A 25,649-nucleotide genomic window follows, 5' to 3' on the forward strand; every position below is an offset into this window, starting at 1 on the left:
TACCTCGATGACGAGGCGGCCGCACGTAATGTGATAGCTGCCTGCACACAGCGTCTCGACGACCTCAATGAGCTGCGTAAGCTTGCCAGGCGGTGTGAGAACGTCTCTGGTTTCGGTAATTTCGACATGGCGGACGTGCTGGCCGGGAAGTTCCGCAAGCAGGCGTCGGGAACTGACAATTCGATCGATTCAATCATCGCGAAAGACGTTGAAGTAGTGAAGGACATGCGCGACATCATGGCAATCTCCATCGCGCGCCTCACCAACCAGGACTACACGAATTCAGCGGCGATCACCGCGATCATCGATTCCGTGGGGGAGTAAATCGTGACGGGCATGTACGGCGGCGGCATGTTCAGTTGGAGCGCCGGGGATATGGGCTCGGCCATGCTGGAAAGCCTGACCGATTGGATCGCCGGGGAAGAGCGTGAGCCGGGCATCAGGCCGGGAGATATTCAGGGACAATTCAACCGGCAGCGTGACGATGTCCGGGGCAAAGCCGATGACGCCGGTTTCGTGGGTGCGTTCCATCCGCAGGAAGTGCTGAAACAGGACGAGTTCGAGAAAGATGATGTCGCCGTACTGCGCACAAAGGTCGACGCGATCGATCTGACAGCTGCAGGTAGGGAAAGCGATCGGCCATTTCCTCGGTCACCCAGGCCAATCGCAGCGTGAGTGGTGCGGCGCGGCCGGGACGGGCGAGGTTGCGGACTCGCTCGAGCGTCTCCCGCAGGTGAGTCAGGGCCATCGGTGAGCCGACCGCGGCCGCGGCGATGTCGTCGAGGCCGGTGCGGACGAAGTCCTCCCATTGCGGCAGCTGGACGATGAGGCGTTCGGCGCCGTCTCGGTCGGTCACTCGCAGCGGCTCGAGCCTGGCCGCGGCCACCCACCCGAGCAGATCACCCAGCTCGTCCATCGCCTGCACCGCTGTCGCCGGGTCGTGCACCGCGGGGGAGAGTGCGCGCAGCGCTATGTCGGCGAGCAGCCGGAACGCCAGCAGCGGGTCTTGCTCGAAGGTCCGCTCGTTGCCGACGACCAGCGCGTCCAGGACGGCGGTGGACGCGAGGTCGGCTCCGTACACCTCGGCGACGCGACTGCCGTAATGCAAGGTGGCGCCGGGTATGGACGTTAGGACGACGACGGCGTTCGCGGACCTGGCGGTCTCGACCAGCCGCTCGACCTCGATCCGTTGCAGCGCCGCGGGCGGATGCGGCCAAGTCACCGTCGCGCGCAGCGCCGCGGGGTCGGGCGCTGCGGCCGGACCGGTGTCCTGAGGGTAGAGGCCCGTCAATATCGCACGCCCGCGGGAGGCGATGGAGCTGAGCGCGGGGGCCAGCTGGATGGCGGAGAAGGCCCTCAACTGCAAAGTTCGCAGCATGGCGAGCAGCCCGAGGAGCAGGACGACCGCGACGATCGGCGCGGCCACCGACACCTCGGTGTCGTTGCCGATCGCCAGCGCCGCCGTGACACAGAACGCGACGATGGCGATGGCGTAGCCGAATGTCCGCCAGACGATCGGCGCGTCACGGAACAGTGTCAGCCGCGGCGTGAAAGTCGTTGCCACCCATTGCACCACCAGAAACAGCAGCGAAAAGAGCACCGCGACAGCGCCGATGACACTCAGGCCGACCGAGAACAGCATGTTGATCACGGGACGAGCCGGGACCTGTGGTCCGCGGTCGATGCCCGGCACCGCCAGGCCCAGGCCCACCCCGGCGGCGACGAACGCCAGCTGGGCGAGCCCGGTGCGCAGGCGGCGGCGGGTCGGGACGACCTGGACGGGCACCGGTCTCCCGCTGTTACTCGCGGGACAGCATGGCGACGGCTTCGCGTTCGAGGTCGACGTACGGTTCGCCGCTGACATCGACGGCCACCCGGTGCAGAGTGCCGCCGGTGAACGCCCAGGGGAAGCTTCCGGGGTAATCGTCGGTGACGGCCTCCGCGTTGTCACGACCCGCATGGAGGCCTTCCCCGGCGATGCTGAACTTGCCGGGCTGGGTCCTGATCCGGCCCGTGCCGACCTTGCGCTCGCCGTAGTAGAGGCTCAGGGTGCCCCGCGCGGTGCCGGGCGGATCCTCGCTCTCCTTGTCGAAGGAGGCGGCGAGGATGAGGTTCTCACCGGTCGGCAGGTCCTCGCTGGCGCTGATCCGCTGCTCTTCGCTGCCGAGGAAGTTGTAGACGTAATGCAGCCGGTTGTCCTTGATGTACAAGGCATGTCCGCCGAACCGGCCACCGTGGGAGAACAGCACCCCGGCCGCACCCGGGCCGGGCAGGTCGACGAGCGCGCCGATCGAGTAGGAGCGATTGCGGATGTTGACCGCGACCGCCTCGGGCACCTCGGCGCCGCCGGGGCGGTACACGTAGCGGTTGCGCGGCGGCGCGAGCTGGGGGCGTTGGGTGGTGAGAATCTCGACGCCGGAACGGTCGTCGAGCGGGAACGCCTGATTGGCGCCCGCCTCGTAGAACCACAGGCCGATGAGTTCGGCGAGCTTGCCGGGTTCCTCGGCGGCGAGGTCGTGCAGCTCGGCCCGGTCCTGGTCGGTGTGGTACAGCTCCCAGGTGTCATCGGGGAAGTGGCTCCACCCGCTGAGGGTCGGGTGGGTGGTGACCGCTTTCCAGCCGTCGTGCCAGATGCCGCGGCCGCCGAGCATCGAATAGAACTGGGTGTGTTTGGCGGTCGGGATGGTGGCCGCGTCGAAGCTGTAGCGCATGCTCACCCCCTGAATCGGCGTCTGGGCGTGGCCCTTCACCGTGTCCGGGAGCTCCATGCCGAGGCAGTCCAGCAGGGTGGGCACCAGATCGACCGCATGGTGATACTGGTCGCGGGTCTCGCCGTGCGCCTCGATCCCGGCGGGCCAGGAGATGAGGCACGGGTCGCAGGTGCCGCCGTTGAACGAGTACCGCTTCCACATCTTGAACGGGGTGTTGAAGGCCATCGCCCACCCGTTCGGGTAGTGGTTGTAGGTCTTGGTGCTGCCCAGCTCGTCCAGCTTGGTCAGGTTCTCGGCCAGGTCGTCCGGGACGCTGTTGGCGATCTTGTTCTCGTTGACCGAACCGTCCGGGCCGCCCTCGCCGCTGGCTCCGTTGTCGGAGACCACGACGATGATGGTGTTGTCCAACTGCTCGATCTTCTCCAGATAGGCGAGCAGGCGGCCGATCTGGTCATCGCAGTGGGAGAGGAAGCCCGCGTACACCTCGGCCATGCGGGTGTACAGGCGCTTCTGGTCGTCGGAGAGGCTGTCCCAGGGGCGGGTGTAGTCCAGCGGCGGGAACGGCTGACCGTCGGGACCGCTGCGGGTCTCGGGGGTGCCGATCGGGTTGAGCGGCGGCAGCTCGGTGTTCTGCGGGACCAGCCCCATCTCCTTTTGCTTGGCCAGGGTCTGCTCACGCATCACCTCGTAGCCCGCGTCGAACCGGCCGCGGTAGCGCTCGATCCATTCGGGCGGCACGTGGTGCGGAGCGTGCGCGCAGCCCGGCGCGTAGTAGAGGAAGACCGGACGTTCGGGCGCGATCGCCTTGACGTCATCGATGTACTGGATGGCCCGGTCGGTGATGTCGACGCTGAAGTGGTAGCCCTGCTCGGGCGTGGCAGGTTGCTCGACGGGATGATTGTCGTGCACCAAGTCCGGATACCACTGGTTGGTCTCCGCGCCGAGGAAGCCGTAGAAGCGCTCGAAACCGCGGCCGATCGGCCAGTTTCGTTTGGTGGACGCCAGGTTCATCTCGTCCTCGGCGCACAGATGCCACTTGCCGACCATGGCGGTGCTGTAGCCCCGCTCGACCAGGATCTCGGCGAGGGTGGCGCACTCGGGCGGGATGTGGCCGTTGGCGCCGGGGAAGCCGACCGCGCACTCGCTGATGCACGCCATGCCGTTGGTGGTGTGGTTGCGGCCGGTGAGCAGGCAGGAGCGGGTCGGTGAGCACAGGGCGGTGGTGTGCCACTGGCTGTAGCGCAGCCCGTTCGCGGCGATCCGGTCGATGTTCGGCGTCTCGATCGGTCCGCCGTAACAGCCCATGGCGCCGAAACCCACGTCGTCGAGCACGATGTACAGCACATTCGGTGCACCGGGCGGGGCCTTCGGCTGCTCGTACGGGCCCCAGTCCGGGATCGAGTCGCGGATGTCGAGGTTGACCACACCGCGGAATGGAATTGCCATGGTGTTCTCCTCACGAATAGGCCCCCGCCCCAACCTAGGTAGCCGCGAAGGCCATCGCCTCACCCGCGACGGGTGAGAGGCGCAGGGGTCACCGAGACGACGCATCCCGGACCCGGTGCGACGCTTCAGAACACGGTCACCCAGTCGTCCTTGATACCGACCACCTGCCAGCCGTTCACATCGGCCAGCTCGAGTGCCTGTTCGGCTCCCGCCACATAGTCGAACTCGCGGTCGGGGTCGTCGTGGCGCACCAGCATCCGCAGCGACGGCCGGTCCGGCTGCCCGGTGAATTGCAGCATCGGGATGTCCCCGTTGGTGTTCCCCGCCGCCAGCAGAGGGCGCCGGCCGATCCGGCTCCAGATCCGCACCGGCTTCTGCGGGCCGTCGTCCAGGACATCCAGTTCGGGTTTGCGGACGATCGTGCCTGCCTCCCACACCAACGACACGCTGCTGCCGATGACACGCTCGCGGGGAATGCCGTAGATCTCCCGGCTGATCGGCCGCATGAAGTCGCGGCCCCCGCCCGAGGCGATGTAGTTGGCGAACCCGTTGGCTTCCAAGAAGCCGAGCAACTCGATCATCGGTGCGTAGCCGCACGCCAGGTAGCCGCGGCCGAGGGTGGGATGCCGGGCCGTGCGCAGGAATCGATCGGCCAGGGATTCGAACTCCTCCACTGGCACACCGGCAAACGCGGCGAGCACACCGGAAGCGAGCACGCCCAGCTCGCTGTCATCACCGTGGTAGTGCTCGGTGATCACGCTCTCCAGCCAGTCGTAGTTCTTTGTCCAGGCCGCCTGCCACGGCTGACGCGTGCGCAACGCCGGGTCCTCTTCGGTCATGGCGAACAAGCGGCGCAGGATGAAGTCGAGCTGGATGGGCATCGGTTTCTCGCACCACAGCGTGCCGTCGTTGTCGAAGACCGCGATCCGGTCCTCGGGCGGTACCGCGTCGGGTCCGCCGTCCGCGGTCACCCGGCCGACGAAATCCAGGATGGCTTGTTTGACCTCACCGTCACGCCAGCTCGGCAGCGGGTCGGCGGCCGAGACCGTGGTCTCTCGGCGGACCGAGGCGTGCGCGACATCTCTCCGGTGCGCTGCCACCATGAACCGGCTCCTTCCCTCCGTCCGACTGCTCTGCCTGCGACCCTCCCTCCGTCGTGAGGCGGGCACATCACCCGCAGCGGGCGAGGCGCGAATGATCACCCGCGCTCTCACCCGTGCCGGATGAGGAATTCCGCCGCTGTGGAGGCCAGACTCCGAGCAGAGACCGGAGCCCGTCGTCGAGCCCGACCGCTGCACACACGAAGGAGGTCGCGTGGATTCCGTGGACCTCTCGACCATTGCGGTCCTGCTGCTCGCCTTCGCGACGGTCTCCCGCAGACTCTCCGTCACCATCACGCCCGCCATCTTCTTCACCACGGCCGGACTGATCGCCGGACCCGTCCTCGGACTCGTCGAACTCGCCCTCGGCTCGTCGGCGCTGAAGCTGCTCGTCGAGGTCACCTTGACGCTGGTGCTGTTCTCCGACGCGTCCCGGATCTCGCTGCCCCGGCTGCGTGGCGAGCACACCGTGCCGCTGCGATTGCTGGCGATCGGCCTGCCGCTGACCATCGCGGCGGGCACGCTCACCGGGTTCGTGGTGCTGCCGGGAGTCAGCGCTGTCGAAGCGCTCGTGCTCGCGGTGATGGTTGCGTGCACCGACGCGGCACTGGGCCAGGCCGTGGTGACCGACGAACGGATACCGTCCCGAATCCGGCAGGGGCTCAATGTCGAAAGTGGGCTCAACGACGGGTTGTGCGTCCCCCTGTTCTTCATCGCCCTCGGATTGGCCCAGGCCGACGAGGGCGCGCTCACCGAGCATGCCGCGGTCCAGATGATCCTCGAGGAGATCGGCTACGGGATCGTCGGCGGCGTCGTCGCGGGATCGCTCGGCGCGTGCGCACTGCGGATCGGCGCGAAACGCGACTGGATCGAGCCGTACTGGCGGCAGATCCTCACCGTTGCCACCGCGCTGCTGAGCGCCGGAATCGCCGTCACACTGCACGGCAGCATGTTCATCGCCGCATTCGTCGGCGGCCTGCTCTTCGGCACGCTCCGCGGCGATGTCGGCGGGCCGGTCACCGATCTCGTCGACCAGAGCGGCGAAGTTTTCGACGCCGTCACCTTCCTCGTCTTCGGCGCCGCGATCCTGGGCCCGGCACTGGACGAGATGACCTGGCAGCTCGCGGTGTACGCGGTGCTGAGCCTGACCGTCGTCCGTATGGTGCCGGTGGCGTTGTCCCTGCTCAGGACCGGAGCGCGTCGGCAGACGACGGTATTCGTCGGGTGGTTCGGCCCGCGCGGCCTGGCCACCATCGTGTTCGGCGTGCTGCTGATCCAAGAAGCGGACCTGCCGAACGAGCAGACGCTGCTGCTCGCCGCCACCGCCACCATCGGCATGTCCATCTACGCCCACGGTCTGACAGCCACCCCGCTGACCGACCGCTACATCCGGTGGTACCGGTCCCATCCCGAGGAGCGGCAACCACCCATGGAAAGCGTGCCTGCCGCGCACCACCGCTGGCGAACACCCCACCGAGCCGGACGATCGGCACACCCCAGCCGACCGAACTAGCCGAAGGGGTATTGACCGCCGCCGCCCCCGCGGCCGCCCTGTCCCGGGTCGGCGACGGACAGCAGATCGGCGAGGAGATCGAGCACGGCGTGGCCGAAGGCGAGGATGTCGCGGCCGATGATGCCGAAATCCTGGGTCAGGGTCCGAATCATGTCGGGCGCCCCCTTCGCCGTCCCCGAGGGTGTCCCGTCCACGGTCGCACAGGCGGGCCGCTCGTGTCGTCGGATTTCGCCGACGACCACCCGGTCGGCACAGGTCAGCCGAAGGGATACTGCCCGCCGCGCCCTCCGCCGGGACCGTGGTCCGGTGTGGCGATATCGATGATGTCCTGGACGAGGTCGACGACGGCGCGCCCGATGTCGAGCACATCGTTGCCGAGGGTGGAGAATTCCTGCGCGATCAGCTGAAGCATGTCTTCGCCCTTCGGCCCGGTCGGCTGAGTACCGTTCCCAGCGTGGCACACGCATGCCGAGGTGGTCGGCGGATTCGGGCGGTGACCCGGCCGTCTGCGCGCCCGCCACGCCCGGCTGCGGGGTCCGTGGTCCGACGAGGGGACCCCGGTTCTGAATGGGATTGCATCATCGTGCATAATCATTTGCAGACGGGCGCGGGCCGCCTGACCTGCGCGCCGGCGCGACCGGCCGGGGCCGCCGAACGCGGCACCCCGAGACATACCCGCACGAAACCGAGGAGCACACAGACATGTCCGAGCGCGTCGTACTCGCCTACTCCGGTGGGCTTGACACCTCCGTCGCGATCAGCTGGATCGGCAAGGAGACCGGCGCCGAGGTCGTGGCCGTCGCCATCGACCTTGGCCAGGGCGGCGAGGACATGAACGTGGTGCGCCAGCGCGCGCTGGACTGCGGTGCCGTCGAGGCGATCGTGGTCGACGCTCGCGACGAGTTCGCCGACGAGTACTGCCTGCCCACCATCCAGGCCAACGCCCTCTACATGGGCCAGTACCCGCTCGTCTCCGCCATCAGCCGCCCGCTGATCGTCAAGCACCTGGTGGAGGCGGCCAAGTTCCACGGCGCCACCACCGTCGCGCACGGCTGCACCGGCAAGGGCAACGACCAGGTGCGTTTCGAGGTCGGCATCGGCGCGCTCGCCCCCGACCTGAACGTGATCGCCCCGGTCCGCGACTACGCGTGGACCCGCGAGAAGGCCATCGCCTTCGCCGAGGAGAACAGCCTCCCGATCAACGTCACCAAGAAGTCGCCGTTCTCCATCGACCAGAACGTGTGGGGCCGCGCCGTCGAGACCGGCTTCCTCGAGGACCTGTGGAACGCGCCGACCAAGGACGTCTACGACTACACCGCCGACCCGACGGTCAACTTCGAGGCGCCGGACGAACTGATCGTCACCTTCGACAAGGGTGTTCCGGTCGCGATCGACGGCCGCCCGGTCAGCGTGCTCGAGGCGATCGTCGAGCTGAACCACCGCGCGGGCCGCCAGGGCATCGGCCGCCTGGACATGGTCGAGGACCGTCTCGTCGGCATCAAGAGCCGCGAGATCTACGAGGCGCCCGGCGCCATCGCGCTGATCACCGCGCACCAGGCGCTGGAGCACGTCACCATCGAGCGCGAGCTGGGCCGCTACAAGCGTCAGGTCGAGCAGCGCTGGGGCGAGCTGGCCTACGACGGCCTGTGGTTCTCCCCGCTCAAGCGCGCGCTGGACGCCTTCGTCCAGGACACCCAGCAGCACGTTTCCGGCGAGATCCGGATGGTCCTGCACGGCGGTTCCGCGGTGGTCAACGGCCGCCGCTCCGAGCAGTCGCTCTACGACTTCAACCTGGCCACCTACGACGAAGGCGACACCTTCGACCAGTCGCTGGCCAAGGGCTTCGTGCAGATCCACGGCCTGTCCTCGAAGGTCGCCGCGCGGCGCGACCTGAACCAGAAGTAGGAACCCGACCCCGATCCCGGGGCGGTGCCAGGCACCGACCCGGGATTCGGCGCGTGCCTGTACCGATCGCGTCGACGGCCCTGGTTACGGTAGTCATCGGCGAACCGGAATCGACCGCGCGCGTTCCCCTGGCTTGCGCGGCTCGAGCACACCCACGCACTTTCGACCGAGGAGACAGCACGCGATGACACAAGGCGGCAGCACCAACACCGGTGCCCTCTGGGGCGGGCGTTTCGCGTCCGGACCGGCGGAGGCGATGGCGGCGCTGAGCAAGTCGACCCACTTCGACTGGGCGCTGGCTCCCTACGACATCCGCGCCTCCAAGGCGCACGCCCGGGTGCTGCACAAGGCGGGACTGCTGTCGGACACCGATCTCGCCGGGATGCTGACCGGGCTCGACCAGCTGGCCGCCGACGTCGCGTCCGGCGCCTTCGGTCCCGCCGAATCCGACGAGGACGTGCACGGCGCGCTCGAGCGTGGACTGATCGAGCGCGTCGGCGCCGAACTCGGCGGACGGCTGCGCGCGGGGCGCTCGCGCAACGACCAGGTGGCGACGCTGTTCCGTATGTGGCTGCGCGACGGCGTGCGCCGGATCGCGGCGGGCGTGCTGGACGTGGTCGACGCCCTGGTCGCGCAGGCTGCCGCGCATCCGGACGCGGTGATGCCGGGCAAGACCCACCTGCAGGCCGCGCAGCCCGTGCTGCTCGCGCACCACCTGCTCGCGCACGCGCACCCGCTGCTGCGCGACCTCGATCGCCTCCGCGATTTCGATCGCAGGGCCGCCGTCTCGCCGTACGGGTCCGGCGCGCTGGCCGGTTCCTCGCTCGGCCTGGATCCCGAGGCGATCGCCGCCGACCTGGATTTCGATGCGGCCGCGGCCAATTCGATCGACGCCACCTCCGCGCGCGATTTCGCCGCGGAGGCGGCCTTCGTGCTCGCCATGATCGGCGTCGACCTGAGCCGGATGGCCGAAGAGGTGATCATCTGGAGCACACCGGAATTCGGCTACATCACCCTCGCCGACGCCTGGTCCACCGGTTCGTCGATCATGCCGCAGAAGAAGAACCCGGACGTCTCCGAGCTCACCCGCGGTAAGGCGGGGCGCCTGATCGGTAACCTCACCGGCCTGCTCGCCACGCTCAAGGCCCAGCCGCTGGCCTACAACCGCGACCTGCAAGAGGACAAGGAACCGCTGTTCGACTCGGTCGCCCAGCTCGAGCTGCTGCTGCCCGCCATCGCAGGCCTGGTCTCCACCCTCACCTTCCACACCGACCGGATGGCCGAACTCGCCCCCGCCGGTTTCACCCTCGCCACCGACATCGCCGAATGGCTGGTGCGCCAAGGTGTTCCGTTCCGCGTCGCGCACGAGGCCGCGGGCGCCTGCGTCCGCGCGGCGGAAAGCCGCGGCGTCGGCCTCGACGAACTCACCGACGAGGAATTCGCCGCCATCGACCCGGCCCTCACCCCGCAGGTCCGCGAGGTCCTCACGGTCCAAGGTTCCATCGCCTCCCGCAACGCCCGCGGCGGCACGGCGGGCACCCAGGTCGCCGTGCAGATCGACGAGGTCCGCGCGGCGGCCGCTGCCTCCAGGACCTGGTTGCACTGAGCGCCCGGCGGGCCGGTCGGCTGCCATCCGACCGGCCGCGGCCATGTCGAGCGCATCGAGGCGCTTCATATCCGTTGTCCCCGTGTGCGACCCGATCGTCGGGTTCCCTGCCCTCGCCGAGTTTCGAGATCGGTGTAGTCCGGGACCGGCGATCGATCGATGACCCGGTCTACTGCGATCGCGGTGCGTGATGGTCGGCGAGTTCGGCTTGCGCTGCCAGCAACATCATGTGGCAGGCCGACCGGAGTGGTTCGGTGCTGCGCATCGACCGGCTCAGAATGAACGCGCCTTCCAGGCTGTTGACGAATCCGACGAACAGACGGCGACGGACGTCCAGCGGTAGCCCCGAGTTCTCGATGCTTTCCGCTCCGGCCTGGATCCAGTCGGTGAACACGTCCGCGGTGGCGATGCGCAGGGTTTCGTCGGTCGCGGCGACTTCCAGGGCGATGGTTGCGATGGGGCAGGTTTCGACGAAATCCGACTCCACCATCACGTGTGCTGCGGCATCGAAGGCCGTTCGGATAGCGGTCAAGAGGTCGGGGCAGGCGTCGAAGATCGCTATGACGTGTGCTCCGTACGCGGCGCCGGAGGTCCTGATGACCTCCTCGGCCAGTTCGGTCTTCCCGCCGGGGAAGAAGTGATAGATCGAACTCATCGGCGCGCCCGCGGTTGCCGCGATCTGCTTCAATCCGGTGCCGGGCAGCCCTTGGCGTTTGAACAGATCGGCGGCCGCGGCCAGGATGCGGTCCCGAGTGTCGACTACCAAGTTTTCCTCCGCATGTTGTGCCGACCAGGACCTTATCGTACCGTGATCCCTGTATGGAACGATCTATACAATTCTGAACAGGGGTTGGGAATGGTCAAAGCCCTCAAGTTCCTCAGCTATCTGATGGGCGTCAGCATCGTGCTCATCGGGATCTACCACCTCACGCTCGGCCAATGGTCTGTCCCGGGCGCAGGCCCGACGACGGCGACCATCGATTCCCGGGAGCGGTTCTATTCGGCGATCTTCCTCGGCTACGGCCTGGCCTGGATCTGGGCAGCCCGGCAGTCACCGATCCCGGCGCTCGCGATACGAGCTCTCGCCGGAATCTTCCTGCTGGGCGGGATCGGCCGCGTGCTGTCCTTGCCGGTCGCGGGCTGGCCACACTGGATGCAGATCGCCGAGGCCGTCATCGAACTGCTGCTGCCGTTGCTGTTCTTCTGGCTGGCCGATGCCGACGAAAAGGCCGCGTCCGGTGACGACGCTCGGGAAACCCCGTTGACAGCACGGCGTCTGCCAGCCTGAGGTCTTGCGTCGCAACGGGATCGGCGGTGTCGCTGCCGAGAACTAGTCGCAGTCGAAATCTCGCGTTCGTAAGACCGGATGTTCGACCACCCGAGATCGGCCGATTGCGGTGATGGCGGCGGGCGTACTCGGCGGCCCGCCGCCATCGCTGGTCAGAGGAAATCGGTTGTATCGAGCTCGAAATCGAACGGTGCCGGAAGATGCAGCGGCGCACCGAATTTGGCGGTGGTCTGTTGGGTGTACTGGCCCTGGCCGGGCGCCCAGAAGGCTGTCACCTCGCCCTGATGGCGGTCGACCAAGAGGTACACCGGAATCGCCGCCTGTGCGTAGGCGTCGCGCTTCTCGACACGGTCGACCTCGGCATCTCGGTCGCGGCCGGATGTGATCTCGAGGATCAGCACGACACCGGACGGATCCGCCCAGGGCGGCTCGGCACGGAAATAGCCGCGTGGCGCAACCGCTCCGCCGACTCGGGCGCGGCCCTCGCGGTACGCGGGGATGCGCAGGCCGCGCTCGTGAAAGAATTCGAGTCCGGTCGAACCCACGATCTGGTTGCGAATCGTCGCGGCGAACTCGTCGTGCTCGCCGTCGGGAACGGGTACCACGTAGATCCTTCCGTTGATCAGTTCGACCGAGACCTCCTCCGACGAGGCACGCTCCAGTACTTCGAACTCCGCGAGGCTCACGTCGGCGTCCTGGATACCCATGAGCCCAGGGTAACGGCGTGGTGGGCGGTCGGCGCGCGACTCGTGCCCGGCGATGATCGCCACGGGGACACTCCTCTCGATGGGAATTGTTCTGTCTCGGAGTTGGACGGGGCACGCCGTCGGCCGGTTCCCGTCACATGCACGACACGCGGCGTGTCCTCCGCGACGCGATCTCGCGTCATCCTCGCGAACGGCGTCTACCGTTGCTGCCCGATGCCTGCGGTATCGAGCCGACCGGCGACAGGCTCAGTGCGCGCGGCGTTCGATCAGCGTGGCGAGGTGCAGCAGGGGAGCGGCCAGGTCCGGGATAGTGTCGGGGTCGTCGAGCCGACCGGTTTGGTAGGTGAGCAGTTCGTGTCCCGCGAGGCTCCAGCGGGGGATGACGCCCGCGAGGTGGAGGTCGATCACCTGGGGGCCGACGAGCAGGCGGGCATAGTTCGCGTCGACGGCGGTGAGCCGGAAGCGGTAGTCGAATTCGCGGTGGCCGGTGGTGATGGGCGAATCGCTGAACAGGGCGCTGCCCGGCTGCGAGAGCGCCGCGACGTCGACGACGGCGACCGGCGGATACGGGCGCTCCAGCAGCACCGCTACCACCACGTACCGGTGGGTGGTGCTGGAGACGATCTCGCCGGTCCAGGCGTTGGTCGTGAAGCAGTAGTCAGCGACCGTGACCTGGCGCCCGCCGAGCTCACCGGTGAGTGTCACGCCGAGCCCCTCGGGATCGTGGCCGGGCAGCCGCGCCGTCCACGACTCGTGCGGTGAGAGCGCGAACCGCCAGCCATGCCGTGCGGCCCATAGGTTGAACGTCTGACCAGTAGCCCGTCTGGTACGCGCGCGCATTGGAAGCAGCACGCCGAAACCCGCCGTCAGCACCACGGCGACGAACACGATGAGACCGATCCGGAACGCATCCACCACAGGTCATCACATCCCTCGAACGACGGATCCCCCCATTGTCCGCCGAATCACTAGGCTGCCGCCATGACCTTGCTGTTGCTCGCCCTGGCGATCGCCTCCGAGGTGACCGCGACCGTTTCACTGAAGCTCTCCGAGGGATTCACCAAGCTCGTCCCCTCCCTCGTGGTCGTCATCGGTTACGGCGCGGCGTTCTTCTTCCTCTCCCAGGCGTTGAAGCGCGGCATGTCCATCGGCGTCGCGTACGGGATCTGGTCCGCGGTCGGCGTCGCCGCCATCGCCGTCATCGGCGTCCTCTTCCTGAACGAACGCCTCACCCTCGTCCAGATCGGCGGCATCGCCCTCGTCATCCTCGGCGTCCTGGCCCTCGAACTCGGTGGCGCCCACTGATGACGACGACCTCGCAGAGCTTGTTCACGCTTCGCAGACGCTACGACCTCTGCGAGGCGTGCGAAAGCTCTGCGAAGGCAACCCGGTGGGGCGTCAGTCTTGGACGCGGACGGTGTAGCTCGCGGCGGTGAGTGCGTCGAGGACGGCGTTGCGGTGGTCGGGGCCGCGGGTTTCGAGGGTGAGCGCGACTTCGACTTCGTCTACGGCGAGCCAAGTTCCGGTGCGTGAGTGGACGATGTCGACCACGCTCGCACCTGTCGCGCCGACCACGGTGAGCAGCTGGGAAAGTCCGCCGGGGCGATCCGAGATCGTCACGCGCAGTGCGAGATAGCGGCCAGCGGCGCTGAGGCCGTGGTTGACGATCCGGGTCAGCAGCAGGGGATCGATGTTGCCGCCGGAGAGTACCGCGCAGACCGGCCCGCGTAGGTCGAGTTCTGTTGGGGCGCAACTCATCAGCGCGGCGACGGCCGCCGCGCCTGCCGGTTCCACGATCAGCTTCGCGCGCTCTAGACAGAGCAGCAGTGCCGTGGACAGCGCCTCCTCGTCGACGGTCACGATGCGCGGCGCGTGCGCGGCGACGTGCGCGAACGGCACCTCGCCAGGTAGGCCCACCGCGATGCCGTCGGCCATCGTCGACATCCGTTCCGCCCGTACCGGTTTGCCCGCCGCCAGCGATTCCGGCCACGCCGCGGCCCCGGCCGCCTGCACCCCGATCACCCGCACCTGCGGCGCCAGGTGGTGCAGCGCGATCGCGATGCCCGCGAGCAATCCGCCGCCGCCGGTCGGGACGAGCACCGTGCCCACCTCCGGCAGTTGCTCCAGAATCTCCAGACCCACCGTCGCCTGCCCGGCCACGATGTCGGGGTGGTCGAACGGATGGATCAGCGTCGCCCCGGTTCGCGCGGCGAAATCCAGTGCCGCGTCGATCGCCTCGTCGATGCTGTCGCCGACCTGCCGCACCCGCGCGCCATAGGCCTTGGTGGCGGCCAGTTTCGGTAGCGAGGCGCCGACCGGCATGAACACCGTGGCCTCGATGCCCAGCGTCGTCGCCGCCCAGGCCACGCCCTGCGCGTGATTGCCCGCGCTGGCCGCGACCACCCCGCGGACCCGATCCTCGGACGGCAGGTTCGCGATCCGGTGGTAGGCGCCGCGCGGCTTGAACGAGCCTGTCCGCTGCAGGTTTTCGCATTTCAGCCAGATTTCCGTCCCGGAACGCTCGGACAGCACCCGCGAGGCCACCACCGGCGTGCGCCGTATCACCGGCGCCAGTAGTGCCGCGGCCGACTCGATCCGCTCCAGCCCGATCAGATCCATGGGCTCATGCTGCCATCAGAGGCAGATACATCCCACGACTTTGCGGGATCAGCTCGCCTTTTTGGCGAGATTGTGGGCCAGCGCGCCGAGCCGGGCCAAGCGTGCGTCACCGAGCGGGGTGAGCTTGCCGCCGAGCCGGTTGGTGACGAACCCGAGCGACATTCCGGTGGCCGGATCCGCGAAGGCGCCCGAACCGCCGAGCCCGAAGTGCCCGAACGCCGAGATCGGCGCGGCCTTGGAGGGCATCATCGGCACGCCGTGGAAGCCGAGCCCCCACGGGATGCGGAAGGCGAGCACGTAATCGGGTGTGAATACCTGGCGCTCCCGCAGGTGGTCGATGGTCTCCGCGCCGAGTACCCGGTAGCCGTCGAGGCTGCCGCCGATCGCCAGTGCGCCATACAGCCTCGCCAGCGCCCGTGCGGAGAAGACGCCGTTCACGCCCGGCATGACCGAATCATGCAGGCGGGGATCCGACATCAGTTCGGCGAAACCGCTGGGCGTGGTGTCCGCGGCGGCGGCGAGGCGGCGGCTGCGACCCATGATCCGCGCGCCCCGCTCCCAACTCATGCCGGCGACCGTCAGTTTCGGGAAGTTGACCGCGATGCGCGTCCGCTCGGATTCGGGCACCCGGAACCAGAGTTCCTCGGCGCCGAGCGGTTCGGCGATCTCGGTGCGCAGCACCTCGGTGAAGTCCGCGCCCGCGACCCGCCGCACCAGCTCCGCGACCAGGTGCCCGAAGCTGATGCCGTGATAGCCGCTGGTCGTGCGATGCCGCGGATCGGGCGCGGCGGCGGCGAGCGCCGCGGTGACCGCGGCGTCGTCGAAGAATCGCTCCGGCGGGCCGGGCAGCAGATGGCGCAGCCGGTGCAGTCCGGCGCGGTGACTGAGCAGCGCGCGCACGGTGATGTCTTCCTTGCCCGCCGCGGCGAACTCGGGCCAGTACTCGGCGACGGGATGGTCGTAGTCGAGCAGTCCGCGTTCGGCCAGACGGTGCAGCAGCGTGGCCGCGACGCCCTTGCCGGTGGAGTACGCCACGGCCACGGTGTCGTGCTGCCACGGCTGACCCGGTCGCGCGAATCCGGCCCAGGCGTCGACAACGGGCTCGCCGTGCAGGTAGACCGTCAGCGCGCCGCCGCCGTCGCTCGGACGTTGGAAGAGCCGGTCGAATTCGGCGACCAGGCCGACGAAGCGACGGTCCACGAACTGCGTTGTCGGAGGAGATGTCGGCATCGAGGGTTCCTTTTCTGTCCTGTTCAGACTAGAGCCGGACAGACTCGACCCCGCGGTTCCCTGGCTCGGGAACCGCGGGGGAGGGGAACGTCAGGCCGCGACGGCGGTGTGCAGCGCGCGGAGGGCGTCGGCGGGTTCCGCGACATCGATGACGAGCCGGGTGAACTCCGAGCCCCTGAGCTCGACGCGCACGCCGCTGCCGTCGAAGCGGGTGTCCCAGAATTCCTTGCGGCCCTTGCCGCGGAAGGTGCCCGCGGCGATCACGCCGGGGAAGAAGGTACCCGGTGCCCGGACCCACGGCGGCCGCAGATCGACCTCCGCTGGGACCACTTCGATGACATCGCGCAGGTCGAAGGTGACCTGATCGCGCAGCGCCAGCAGTCGATGTCCGCCGAGCACCCGGACCGTCACCGTCGTTCCCGTGACCTCGATCTCCACCATGCCGGTACCTCGCAATCGCCCCCGGATTCTCGTACGTCCCCAGCATGGAGTCCGCCCCTGGACTGAGGCTGTGCCGATCCTGTGATTTCCCCAAGCTTCCGGACGGCGTAGGCAGATCTCGATACGTAGATATGCGCATTAAAACATGTATACGCAGGACAGCGGGCCAACACGAGCGTGCCCAGCACTTCGAGAACAGCAAGGAGAGGAGGGGCCGGATCCAAGTCGCGGGCGGCCAGACGGGCTCACCCTGAGCCAGCAGTACGCGCCCTGCCGAGGCCTTCGGAACGCCCTGCCGAAGCCCTTCGGAAAGGGAGAAGGCCCAGCCCGCGAGATTCGTGGGCTGGGCCAAGGCTCGCACACGCGAACCGGGGAACTGCACCGCCCCGGATCAGCGCACGGAGGCACGCCCCGCGTGATACGCCGCATCGGCGATCTCGAGCACATCCGCCAACCACGGCGTGTAGCTCGCGGGATCGTCCGCCAGCGCCACCCGCAGTTTCTCCGGTTCGATCCACGCGTACGCCGCCACCTCGGCGGGGTCGGGCCGCGGCATGCCCGCGTCGAGCAGGCCGACGATCACGTGATCCCACTCGTGCTCGACGCGGCCGGTGACGTTGTCCTGCGCGTGGTACCGGAAGACGCCGACCTCGGTGAGCTCGGTGGCCAGTCCCAGCTCCTCGGCGAGCCGGACCGCCGCGGCGGCCTTCACCGGTTCCGCCGGCGCGGGATGCCCGCAGCAGGTGTTGGCCCACAGCAGTGGAAAGCGGGTCTTCACCGCCGCACGCTGCTGGAGCAGCACCCGCCCCGCCGAGTCGAAGAGCAGCACGGAGAACGCGCGATGCAGTCGCCCCGGCGCCTGATGCGCCTCCGAGACCGGGCACGCGCCGACCGCGCGGCCCGCCTCGTCGACGAGCTCGACGGGCAGTGCCTCGCGGTCGGTCAGCGGCTGGGCGAGGGTCTCGGTCACCTCCCCACCTTATCGGCGGCGATCAGCAGGTACTGGAAGCTGCCCTCCCGGTAGGCGGTGAGGAACGGCTTCTCCACGCCCGTCGCGAGCTCGGACTTCGTGCGCAGATCCCAGTACGGAATGGTGGCCGCCGTGAGGTCGACCACGTCGATGGGCACCAGGTTGTTCTCGGCCATGGCGCGGAAGTACTCGCTGCGCGGATGGATCATGCAGCCGTAGTGCGCGTCGATCCAGCTGACCGAGGCCGAGCGCCCTCCGGCGACGTCGTTGGAGCAGCCGGTGATGCAGACGTAGCGCCCGCCGGGCTCCAGCAGCCGGGAGAACTCGCGGAACAGGTCGAACAGGTCGACGTACATGGTGGTCTCGTTGGTCCAGATGCCGCGCATCGCGCCGCTGTCGAAGCCGGTGTCCAGCATGTTGCGGAAGTAGAACTGCACCTTGTCCGCGACGCCGCGGTGCTTCGCCTGTTCGTTGGCGAAGCCGACCTGGTACTCGGAGATGGTGACCCCGTCCACCTGGCAGCCGAAGCGCTGGTTGGCCATGAAACTGGTGCCGCCGCGGCCGGACCCGCCGTCCATCAGCCGGTCGCCGGGACGGACATCGCCGAGATGATCGAGCAACAGGCTGGCCTGTGCGGTCTCCAGCCGGTGCAGTTCCTCGACGATCCGTTCCTGCCGGGTGCTTTCGGGACCCTCCAGCACCGAGAGGTCGGGGTCGCCGATGCCGTAGTGGTGGTGGTAGAGCCCGTCGACCTCGCCGAGCACGGTGTTGACCCGGTCGTCGTTGGGATTGTTGTTCCAGTACGCCGCAACGGATTTCTGATAGCTGGTGTGCAGCACGGCCTCGGTCTTGGGGTTGAGCATGGTCATGCGTGATCATCCTCTCTCGTTGCGGTACTGACTATTCGGCATCTTTGTAACGACGGCTGTCGGCGTGCCAGGCGCGGTTGCCGCCCATCCATGCCCACAGGCCGAGGAGGAAGCGCCGCAGTTCCGGCGATCCGCTTGCGGCCAGCGGCGCTGCCTCGCGTTCGAACCGGTGCACGAGTTCGTCGTGCACCGCCGCGGTGTGCAGCACCGCCTCCCTGCGGGAACACTGTTCTTCGGCGGCGAGCACCGTGGGGAGGTTGAATTCCCTTCCGTTGGAAAGGTCCTCGCGTGCCATCGAATACAGGTCGTTGACCATCTGGGCGGCGAGCGCGGCGGTGGTCGTGACGCGCCGCACGGCGGGGTGGGTGTACTCCGCCGCGGGGACCTCGTAGCCGCCGAGCGTGTCGATGGGCGCCATGCACGGCAGGAAGCTGTGTGGCTGGCGGTTGGCCAGGTACTCCCAGACCGGTGGCATCCGGCCCGCGCCCCGCCAGCCTGCCTCGGCGCCGAGTGCGATGAACCAGCCGCCGATTTCGGTGCGCAGCCTGGCCAGTTGCGCCGGGGTGGCATACCGGGCCAGGTGCTCGAACGAGGTGCGGAAGGCCCGCAGGATCGGATCGGCCTGCAGCGCCCGCTCCAGCTGCGGGGCGTAGCGCGCGGGCAGATGGGCGGGATCCATGACGGCCATGCAGAGTTCGAGCCGCGGGCCCAATTCGGCTTCCGGACTGGACGGGGTGCCGTCCGGCGCGCGGTCGTCGGCGTCCTCCTCGCAGTAATAGTCGTCCACGGACCATTCCGAGACCGCGCATTTGGCCGCGGCCAGCAGCTGGTCGGCGTTGGCGCAGTCGGGGTGGGCGAGCATGATGAGCCGTCCGAAGTCGGCCTTGCGCAGCTCGTCGAGCCTGCCTTCGTAGAGCCCGATGTCCTCGGCCCAGGCCAGCAGGCCCTCGTTCACCGCCGTCGCCAGCGCGGGATCGTCGCGCAGCGGCGGCGGACAGTACAGCGGCGGTATGCGTGCGCCGTTGACCCGCCCGGCCACCGGCACGGCGGGACCGGACGGAATCGATGGCCGCCGCGCCTCCGCCGGACCGGCCCCCTGCGCCGGGCCGACGGAGGTCGCGACGTTCCCGTCCGGAGGACCGGCCGGGGGCTCGTCGACGCCGGCGTCGGATTCGGACGGTCCGATCGGCACACTGTCCGGCCCGAGATACGGCGTGGTGGGTCCGGTGGTGCGATCGCCCGGCACGGGCAGCCGCAGCGCGGCCGCACCCAGCCCCCGCGGGCCGAGCAGCCGGACCGGTGTCGGGCCGGCCGCTCGCGAGGGCGGGCTCGAATCATCGGGCGGCGCAGGAGGTTCCGTTGCCGCTTCGGTGAACAGCTCGGCCGGCGCCGCGCTGTCTGGGTTGGTGAGCAGCGTCGCGATATCGGCCGCCAGATCGTGCGTGGCGGCGGGCGCGGCGGCGCGGGAGAGCACCGACATCGGTCATCACCCCGGCTAGTCAGCCTGCCGGGCGACCAGGACATTGTCGAGCACCCCGAGGGCGTCCGGGACCAGCACGGCGGCCGAGTAGTAGCAGCTGACCAGATAGGAGATGATCGACTGGTCGTCGATGCCCTTGAAGCGCACGTTGAGACTGGGCTCGAACTCGTCCGGAATCCCGGTCTGGTGCAGCCCGATCACGCCCTGCTCCTTCTCGCCGAGACGCATGGCGAGGATCGAGGTGGTCTGGGTGTCGCTGACCGGGATCTTGCCGCACGGGAAGATCGGCACGCCGCGCCACGCGAGCACCCGGTGTCCGTCGATCTCCACCGGGTCGGGGTATATCCCGCGCTTGGTGCATTCGCGGCCGAACGCGGCGATCGCTTTCGGATGCGCCAGAAACATCTTCGTGCTGCGCCGCATGCTCAGCAGCTCGTCCATGTCGTCCGGGGTCGGCGGGCCGGATTCGGTGTAGATGCGCTGCTTGAGGTCGCAGTTGTGCAGCAGACCGAAATCGGGATTGTTCACCAGATCGTATTCGCGGCGTTCGTAGAGCGCCTCGACGGTCAGGCGCAGCTGCTGTTCGACCTGATTCATCGGGTCGTTGAACAGATCGGCGACGCGGGAGTGCACCTGCAGCACGCTCTGCGCCAGGCTGAGCTCGTATTCGCGCGGGGAGGCGTCGTAGTCGACGAAGGTGCCTTCCAGCAGCGGCTCGCCGGAATGGCCGGAGGAGATCTCGATATCGGCCTCGCCCTTGGAATTCTGCCGATGGGCGGGCGCGGCGGCGGCGCGTTCGAGTTGCTCGCGCAATGCCGGTGCGATATCGACCATTTCGTCGAGGGTTTGCCGGGGGAGTACGAGCATCGTTGTCTTGGTGACGGTTTTGACGGTCACGGGCCATATGGCAGAGGAATCCGTCAATGTTTCGGCGCCGAAGTAATCGCCGGAGCCGAGCATGCCGACCTTGGTCTGCTCGCCGAATTCACCGGCGCCGATCTTCGCCAGCTTGCCGTGCACGATCAGAATGACCTGATTCATCGGATTACCGAATTCCGCGACGACAGTACCTGGTTCGAGGTCGCGCTGTTCGAAGCGCTGCGCGAGCGCGGCCAGCGTTTCCTCGTCATCGAATCCGCGCAATTGCGGAAGTTCTTGGAGCTCCAGGGGTATCACCCGAGCACTGCCGCCGTCGACGACGAATTCGACCTCGCCGTTTCCGACGGTGTGGGTCAGGCGCCGGTTCACCCGGTAGATACCGCCGTTGACCTGCACCCAGGGCAGCGTGCGTGTAAGCCAGCGCGAGCTGATGCCCTGCATCTGCGGTTCGGATTTGGTGGTGTGCGCCAATTGGTGTGCGGCGCCCGTGCTCAGACTCTTGCGGCCGTTGGTTTCCGTGTGGACTGGCAGTTCGATGGTCATGCGTGGTCCTCACCTCGAGGGGTCACCGGGACAGGTCGATGGTGTTCTTGGGCACGACAGATCGGCAGACCGGACAGGCCTGCGAAAAACGAGTCGATCGGGTGGAAAGAGTTACGCGACAATGCGTTCCAGACGGCATTGATGCTAGGTCGCGGAAGCGTTGCGGCGCAGCGGAATTCGCAGAATGATCACGATCCGATTCGGATGGTCACGACATGAGTTCGATCCAGATAACGGCAGGTAACGTCCTGGGATGAATCACGGATTCGCCGAACTTTCGCCGGTCGCTGGCTATCTTGGTGTGCCATGTTCACCTGGATCCACGGGTTGCCTATCTGGCTGGACTTCCTCATCATCACCGGCACCGCTGTGCTGTTGACCGCCATCGGCATCCTCGTCTCGCGTCGCTATGTGCTCCGCATCTTCGGGCCCGAGCCCGGCAAGAACGACACCGTCACGATGGTGCTAACCGTCGGCGGCGTCTTCTACGGTCTGCTACTGGGCCTGATCGCGGCCGCGACCTACGAGACCTACGACACCGCGCAAAGCCTGGTCGCCGACGAAGCCGCGGCGCTCGGCACGCTCTACCGCGAGGTGAGCGCCTACCCCGAACCGCAGCGCAGCCAGCTCCAGCGGGATTTGATCGACTACGCCGACAACGTGCTCACCGAGGCGTGGCCCGCGCTGCGCGAGGGGCGCGAGCCCATGGGCGGCACGGCGCTGGTGACCCGGTTCCAGATGAACCTGCTTGCTTTCGAACCGAAGACCATCTCCCAGGAGATCGTGCACGCCGCCACCATCGAACAGTTCGCGCGCTTCGACTCCGACCGCAGGCACCGGATCAACGCCACCGCGGGTGGACTGCCCGACGTGCTGTGGTGGGTCATCCTGGTCGGCGGCGCGGTCAACGTGGTGCTGATGTGCCTGTTCAGCCTCAACCGCGGCGCGCACCTGCTACTCGGCGGCCTGTTCGCCTTCTTCCTCGGCGCGATGATCTTCCTGATCGCCGCCATGGACTATCCGTTCCGCGGTGATCTCAGCATCAGCCCCGATCCATTCGAGAGCATGTACATCAACGTCATGGGGCGGTGACAGCGCCGACCTCACATGGAACCTGTCACAGCCGACACATGGGGGACACCCGATGTGGGAAGCTCGTCTATACGCATAGACGGGCACGCTTCTCGGGGGCCGGAAGGTGTCTCTTCGCGCCGAGTGCGCGGAGGCCGTGTGGGCGCATTGCAGGGTAGGGCCAGGAGCGATGGTGAACTTCGGTAAGGAATTGGTGGGTTCGGTGCAGCGGTTGATGGCGACCGCGCAGAACGGCCTGGAGGTGATCCGCTTCGGCGGTCTCACCCATGATGTCGAGTCGTCGCCCTTCGAGGTCGTCGAGCGCCGCAGGATGTACCGCCTGCGGCATTACTTCCCCGACGACCCGACGCCGGGCCGTCCCGTCGCGGTGCTGGTGCCGCCGCTCATGGTCAACGCCGACATCTGGGACGTGAACGCCGAGGACGGCGCCGTCGGCATCCTGCATCGCGGCGGAATCGATTGCTGGGTGGTCGATTTCGGTTCTCCGGCCAGCGAGGAGGGCGGCTGGGAGCGCGACCTCGCCGACCATGTCCTCGCGGTGAGCAGCGCCATCGACACGGTGTGCGAGGCGACCGGCAGCAACGTGCACCTGATGGGCTACTCCCAGGGCGGCATGTTCGCCTACCAGACCACCGCCTACCGCTACGGCAAGGGCGTGGAGAGCATCGTGACCTTCGGCAGCCCGGTCGACATCGTCGCGGGCCTGCCGTTCGGCCTGCCGTACGGACTGGTCTCGGACGTGGCGGACTTCCTGGCCGACCACGTGGTCACCCGGCTGCCCATCACCGACTCGATGGTGCGGCTCGGCTTCCAGATGCTCGATCCGGTGAAGACCGCGAAGGCCAGGATCGATTTCGTGCGCCAGCTGCACGATCGCGAGGCGTTGCTGCCCAAGGAGCGTCAGCGCCGCTTCCTGAACAGCGACGGCTGGGTCGGCTACGCCGGGCCCGCGGTCGCCGACCTGCTCAAGCAGTTCGTCGCGCACAATCGGTTGATGCTCGGCGGCTTCGTGATTCGCGATCAGCCGATCTCGCTGGCGGAGCTGAAGTGCCCGATTCTCGCCTTCGTCGGCGAGGTGGACGACATCGGCCAGCCCGCCGCGGTGCGCGGCATCGTGCGCGCGGCGCCGAACGCGGAAGTGTTCGAAGCCAGCCTGGTCGCGGGCCACTTCGGCTTGGTGGCGGGCAGCATGGCCACCAACCACACCTGGCCGCTGGTGCGGCGGTGGGTGGAGTGGATGACCGGCAACGAGTCGCTGCCCGCGGAGATCTTCCGGATGTCCGAGCACGTTCCTGCCAACCGGCCGCGCTCGGCGGCCACCCGGGTGGTGCACACCGCGGGGACGCTGGCCGAGGCGGGCGCCGGGATGGGCAAGGCGCTGGAAGGCATCGCCAACAACACCGTGCGCGGTTCGATCGAGCTGGCGGGCGAGGCGGCGCGAGCGGTACCGAGGCTGACCCGGCTGGGCCTGATCCAGCCCAACACCCGCATCTCGCTCGGCAAGCTGCTCGCCGAGCAGGCCAAGCGGGCGCCGCTGCGCGAATGCTTCCTCTTCGAAGATCGCGTGCACACCAACGCCGCGGTGCACGTCCGCATCGACAACGTGGTGCGCGGCCTCATCTCGGTCGGCATCCGGCCCGCGACCCGGGTCGGCGTGGTGATGGAGACCCGTCCGAGCGCCCTGGTGACGGTGGCGGCGCTGTCGCGTCTCGGCGCGGTGGCAGTGCTGCTCGCGCCGGGCAGCGAGCTGGGCAGAGCCATGGAGCTCACCGGCGCCGAGACGGTCATCACGGATCCGGACAACCTCCGCATTGCGGCGGCGACCGGCGCCCGGGTGCTGGTGCTCGGCGGCGGCGACGCCCGCGGACTGGACATCCCGGTGAGCGACAACGTGATCGACCTCGAGCAGATCGATCCCACCCAGGTGCAGGTGCCGTCCTGGTACCGCCCGGACCCGGGCCTGGCGCGGGAACTCGCCTTCGTGCTGGTCACCGGCACCGGCGATCGGCTGGAGACCAAGTTCATCACCAACCACCGCTGGGCGCTTTCGGCGTTCGGCACCGCGACCACCGCCGATCTGGACCGCAAGGACACGGTGTACTGCCTTGCGCCGCTGCACCATTCGTCGGGACTGCTGGTCAGCCTCGGCGGCGCCATCGCGGGCGGCAGCCGCATCGCGCTGGCCAGGTCGATGGACCCGGCCCAGTTCGCCGAGGAGGTGCACCGCTACGGCGTCACGGTGGTGACCTACACCTGGACGATGCTGCGCGACATCCTCGACGCCGGGGTGTTCCCGGCCGGGCACCGGCATCCGATCCGGCTGTTCATCGGCTCCGGCATGCCCGCCGGACTGTGGCGGCGCACCCACGAGCAGTTCGAGCCTGCGCGAGTGCTGGAGTTCTACGCCTCCATCGAGGGCGACGTGGTGCTGGCCAACGTGACCGGAGCGAAGGCGGGCTGCAAGGGCCGCCCGGTGCCCGGCACCGCCAAGGTCGAACTGGTGGCCTACGACCCGATCGCGAGCCGCATCCTGGTCGACGAATCCGGGTTCGCCCGCCGCTGCGCGGACAACGAGGTCGGACTGCTGATCGGCAGGGCCACGGAGGGCGTCGACATCTCAGCGGGCGGCCTGCGCGGCGTGTTCACCGCAGGGGACTCGTGGATGCCGACCGAGAATCTGTTCCGCCGCGACAGCGACGGCGACTACTGGCTGGTGGACCGCAAGGACACGGTGATCCACACCGCGCGCGGCCCGGTATTCGGTCAGCCGATCGTAGACATGCTCAACGACATCACCGCCGTCGACATGGAGGTGGCCTACGGCCTGCCGGTCGGCGATCACTGCCTGGCGGTGGCGGCGGTGTCGGTGCGCACAGGCTTCCACCTGGAGCCCAAGGACGTCACCGAGGCGGTGCGCGCCCTCGATCCCGATCAGCGACCGGATCTGGTGTACGTGGTCGACGAGATCCCGCGCAGTGCCAGCTACCGCCCGTCCACCCGCGCGGTGCAGGCGGCCGGGCGGCCGGAGGCGGGGCCGCTCACCTGGTGGTACCACCGGGAGACCGAGAACTACGAGGTGCTCACCGAGGCCGAGGCCCGCGACCTGCTCGGCGACTGAGCCGAAGGCCGGCCGCACCGTCGTTCGCCGGTGCGGCCGGAACGTGTTGTAGATCCGTCGGATTGGCCCAGGCTCGCGTACCCGGACAATTCGCGCACGAGCGTCGGCTGGCATAGTTTGTGCGGGGTCCGC

General features: G+C 68.2%; 23 protein-coding genes. 8 read left to right on the forward strand and 15 right to left on the reverse strand.

Annotated elements, in window-relative coordinates; translation table 11 throughout:
- Positions 1-324, forward strand: a 324-nt coding sequence (locus NL1_RS38210) for a hypothetical protein (protein WP_067841877.1), incomplete at its 5' end; no start/stop codon positions are given.
- Positions 325-466: 142 nt separating this feature from the next.
- Here NL1_RS38210 and NL1_RS20940 read toward each other — a convergent pair.
- The 3 genes from NL1_RS20940 to NL1_RS20950 form a co-directional block, all read right to left on the reverse strand.
- Positions 467-1,786, reverse strand: a complete 1,320-nt coding sequence (locus NL1_RS20940) for a DUF2254 family protein (RefSeq protein WP_067841879.1) — start codon at positions 1,784-1,786, stop codon at positions 467-469.
- 13 nt (positions 1,787-1,799) lie between these two features.
- On the reverse strand, positions 1,800-4,157 hold the full coding sequence (locus NL1_RS20945; protein ID WP_067841881.1) for an arylsulfatase: 2,358 nt from the start codon (positions 4,155-4,157) through the stop codon (positions 1,800-1,802).
- A gap of 125 nt (positions 4,158-4,282) precedes the next feature.
- Positions 4,283-5,260, reverse strand: coding sequence for an HAD family hydrolase (locus tag NL1_RS20950; RefSeq protein ID WP_084510815.1), 978 nt, complete (start codon positions 5,258-5,260; stop codon positions 4,283-4,285).
- 211 nt (positions 5,261-5,471) lie between these two features.
- Here NL1_RS20950 and NL1_RS20955 point away from each other — a divergent pair, with 211 nt between their 5' ends.
- A complete protein-coding gene (locus tag NL1_RS20955) occupies positions 5,472-6,770 on the forward strand; it encodes a cation:proton antiporter (protein WP_245673430.1) in 1,299 nt (432 codons plus the stop codon).
- Here NL1_RS20955 and NL1_RS37760 read toward each other — a convergent pair.
- Positions 6,767-6,922 (reverse strand): hypothetical protein, encoded by a 156-nt coding sequence (locus tag NL1_RS37760; RefSeq protein WP_156094970.1) that lies wholly within the window; start codon positions 6,920-6,922, stop codon positions 6,767-6,769. The two genes, NL1_RS20955 and NL1_RS37760, sit on opposite strands and share 4 nt — an antisense overlap.
- Positions 6,923-7,026: 104 nt before the next feature.
- A complete protein-coding gene (locus NL1_RS37765) occupies positions 7,027-7,182 on the reverse strand; it encodes a hypothetical protein (RefSeq protein WP_156094971.1) in 156 nt (51 codons plus the stop codon).
- 290 nt (positions 7,183-7,472) lie between these two features.
- Between NL1_RS37765 and NL1_RS20965 the strand changes: the two genes are divergently transcribed.
- Positions 7,473-8,675 (forward strand): argininosuccinate synthase, encoded by a 1,203-nt coding sequence (locus NL1_RS20965; protein ID WP_067841885.1) that lies wholly within the window; start codon positions 7,473-7,475, stop codon positions 8,673-8,675.
- 184 nt (positions 8,676-8,859) lie between these two features.
- Positions 8,860-10,281 carry an argininosuccinate lyase gene (argH, locus tag NL1_RS20970; protein WP_067841886.1) on the forward strand — a complete coding sequence of 474 codons (1,422 nt, stop codon included), beginning with the start codon at positions 8,860-8,862 and terminating at the stop codon, positions 10,279-10,281.
- 169 nt (positions 10,282-10,450) lie between these two features.
- Here the strand turns inward: argH and NL1_RS20975 are convergent, their stop codons facing one another.
- On the reverse strand, positions 10,451-11,047 hold the full coding sequence (locus NL1_RS20975; protein ID WP_067841888.1) for a TetR/AcrR family transcriptional regulator: 597 nt from the start codon (positions 11,045-11,047) through the stop codon (positions 10,451-10,453).
- A gap of 90 nt (positions 11,048-11,137) precedes the next feature.
- On the opposite strand from NL1_RS20975, the gene NL1_RS20980 reads away from it, so the two are divergent.
- Entirely contained in the window at positions 11,138-11,569 is a 432-nt protein-coding gene (locus NL1_RS20980; RefSeq protein WP_067841890.1) for a DUF4345 domain-containing protein, read from the forward strand.
- 152 nt (positions 11,570-11,721) lie between these two features.
- On the opposite strand, the gene NL1_RS20985 is transcribed toward NL1_RS20980, so the two are convergent.
- Positions 11,722-12,276, reverse strand: a complete 555-nt coding sequence (locus NL1_RS20985) for a Uma2 family endonuclease (protein ID WP_067841927.1) — start codon at positions 12,274-12,276, stop codon at positions 11,722-11,724.
- Between the two features lie 246 nt (positions 12,277-12,522).
- Positions 12,523-13,194, reverse strand: coding sequence for a hypothetical protein (locus tag NL1_RS20990; RefSeq protein WP_067841892.1), 672 nt, complete (start codon positions 13,192-13,194; stop codon positions 12,523-12,525).
- A gap of 63 nt (positions 13,195-13,257) precedes the next feature.
- On the opposite strand from NL1_RS20990, the gene NL1_RS20995 reads away from it, so the two are divergent.
- The gene (locus tag NL1_RS20995) at positions 13,258-13,581 is read left to right on the forward strand and encodes a DMT family transporter (RefSeq protein ID WP_067841894.1); all 324 of its coding nucleotides are present in this window, start codon (positions 13,258-13,260) and stop codon (positions 13,579-13,581) included.
- A 93-nt stretch (positions 13,582-13,674) separates the two neighbouring features.
- Here NL1_RS20995 and ilvA read toward each other — a convergent pair whose 3' ends face one another.
- The 7 genes from ilvA to NL1_RS21030 all read right to left on the reverse strand — a co-directional run bounded on the left by ilvA (position 13,675) and on the right by NL1_RS21030 (position 21,307).
- A complete protein-coding gene (gene ilvA / locus NL1_RS21000) occupies positions 13,675-14,895 on the reverse strand; it encodes a threonine ammonia-lyase (RefSeq protein WP_067841896.1) in 1,221 nt (406 codons plus the stop codon).
- Positions 14,896-14,943: 48 nt separating this feature from the next.
- Positions 14,944-16,125, reverse strand: a complete 1,182-nt coding sequence (locus tag NL1_RS21005) for a serine hydrolase domain-containing protein (protein WP_067841897.1) — start codon at positions 16,123-16,125, stop codon at positions 14,944-14,946.
- Between the two features lie 90 nt (positions 16,126-16,215).
- Entirely contained in the window at positions 16,216-16,566 is a 351-nt protein-coding gene (locus NL1_RS21010) for a hypothetical protein (protein WP_067841899.1), read from the reverse strand.
- Between the two features lie 391 nt (positions 16,567-16,957).
- Positions 16,958-17,536, reverse strand: coding sequence for an isopentenyl-diphosphate Delta-isomerase (idi, locus tag NL1_RS21015; RefSeq protein WP_218024464.1), 579 nt, complete (start codon positions 17,534-17,536; stop codon positions 16,958-16,960).
- On the reverse strand, positions 17,533-18,405 hold the full coding sequence (locus NL1_RS21020) for a geranyl diphosphate 2-C-methyltransferase (protein ID WP_067841901.1): 873 nt from the start codon (positions 18,403-18,405) through the stop codon (positions 17,533-17,535). Before NL1_RS21020 ends, idi begins: the two co-directional genes overlap by 4 nt.
- 31 nt (positions 18,406-18,436) lie before the next feature.
- Positions 18,437-19,885 (reverse strand): family 2 encapsulin nanocompartment cargo protein terpene cyclase, encoded by a 1,449-nt coding sequence (locus NL1_RS21025; protein WP_067841903.1) that lies wholly within the window; start codon positions 19,883-19,885, stop codon positions 18,437-18,439.
- A 15-nt stretch (positions 19,886-19,900) separates the two neighbouring features.
- The gene (locus NL1_RS21030) at positions 19,901-21,307 is read right to left on the reverse strand and encodes a family 2B encapsulin nanocompartment shell protein (RefSeq protein ID WP_067841905.1); all 1,407 of its coding nucleotides are present in this window, start codon (positions 21,305-21,307) and stop codon (positions 19,901-19,903) included.
- Between the two features lie 306 nt (positions 21,308-21,613).
- On the opposite strand from NL1_RS21030, the gene NL1_RS21035 reads away from it, so the two are divergent.
- Complete coding sequence (locus tag NL1_RS21035; protein WP_067841906.1) at positions 21,614-22,399, forward strand: bestrophin-like domain; 786 nt, start codon at positions 21,614-21,616, stop codon at positions 22,397-22,399.
- 169 nt (positions 22,400-22,568) lie between these two features.
- Complete coding sequence (locus NL1_RS21040) at positions 22,569-25,517, forward strand: acyl-CoA synthetase (RefSeq protein ID WP_067841908.1); 2,949 nt, start codon at positions 22,569-22,571, stop codon at positions 25,515-25,517.
- Positions 25,518-25,649: the final 132 nt, after the last annotated feature.

The sequence above is a fragment of the Nocardia lijiangensis NBRC 108240 genome (assembly GCF_001613045.1).
GTDB lineage: Bacteria > Actinomycetota > Actinomycetes > Mycobacteriales > Mycobacteriaceae > Nocardia > Nocardia lijiangensis.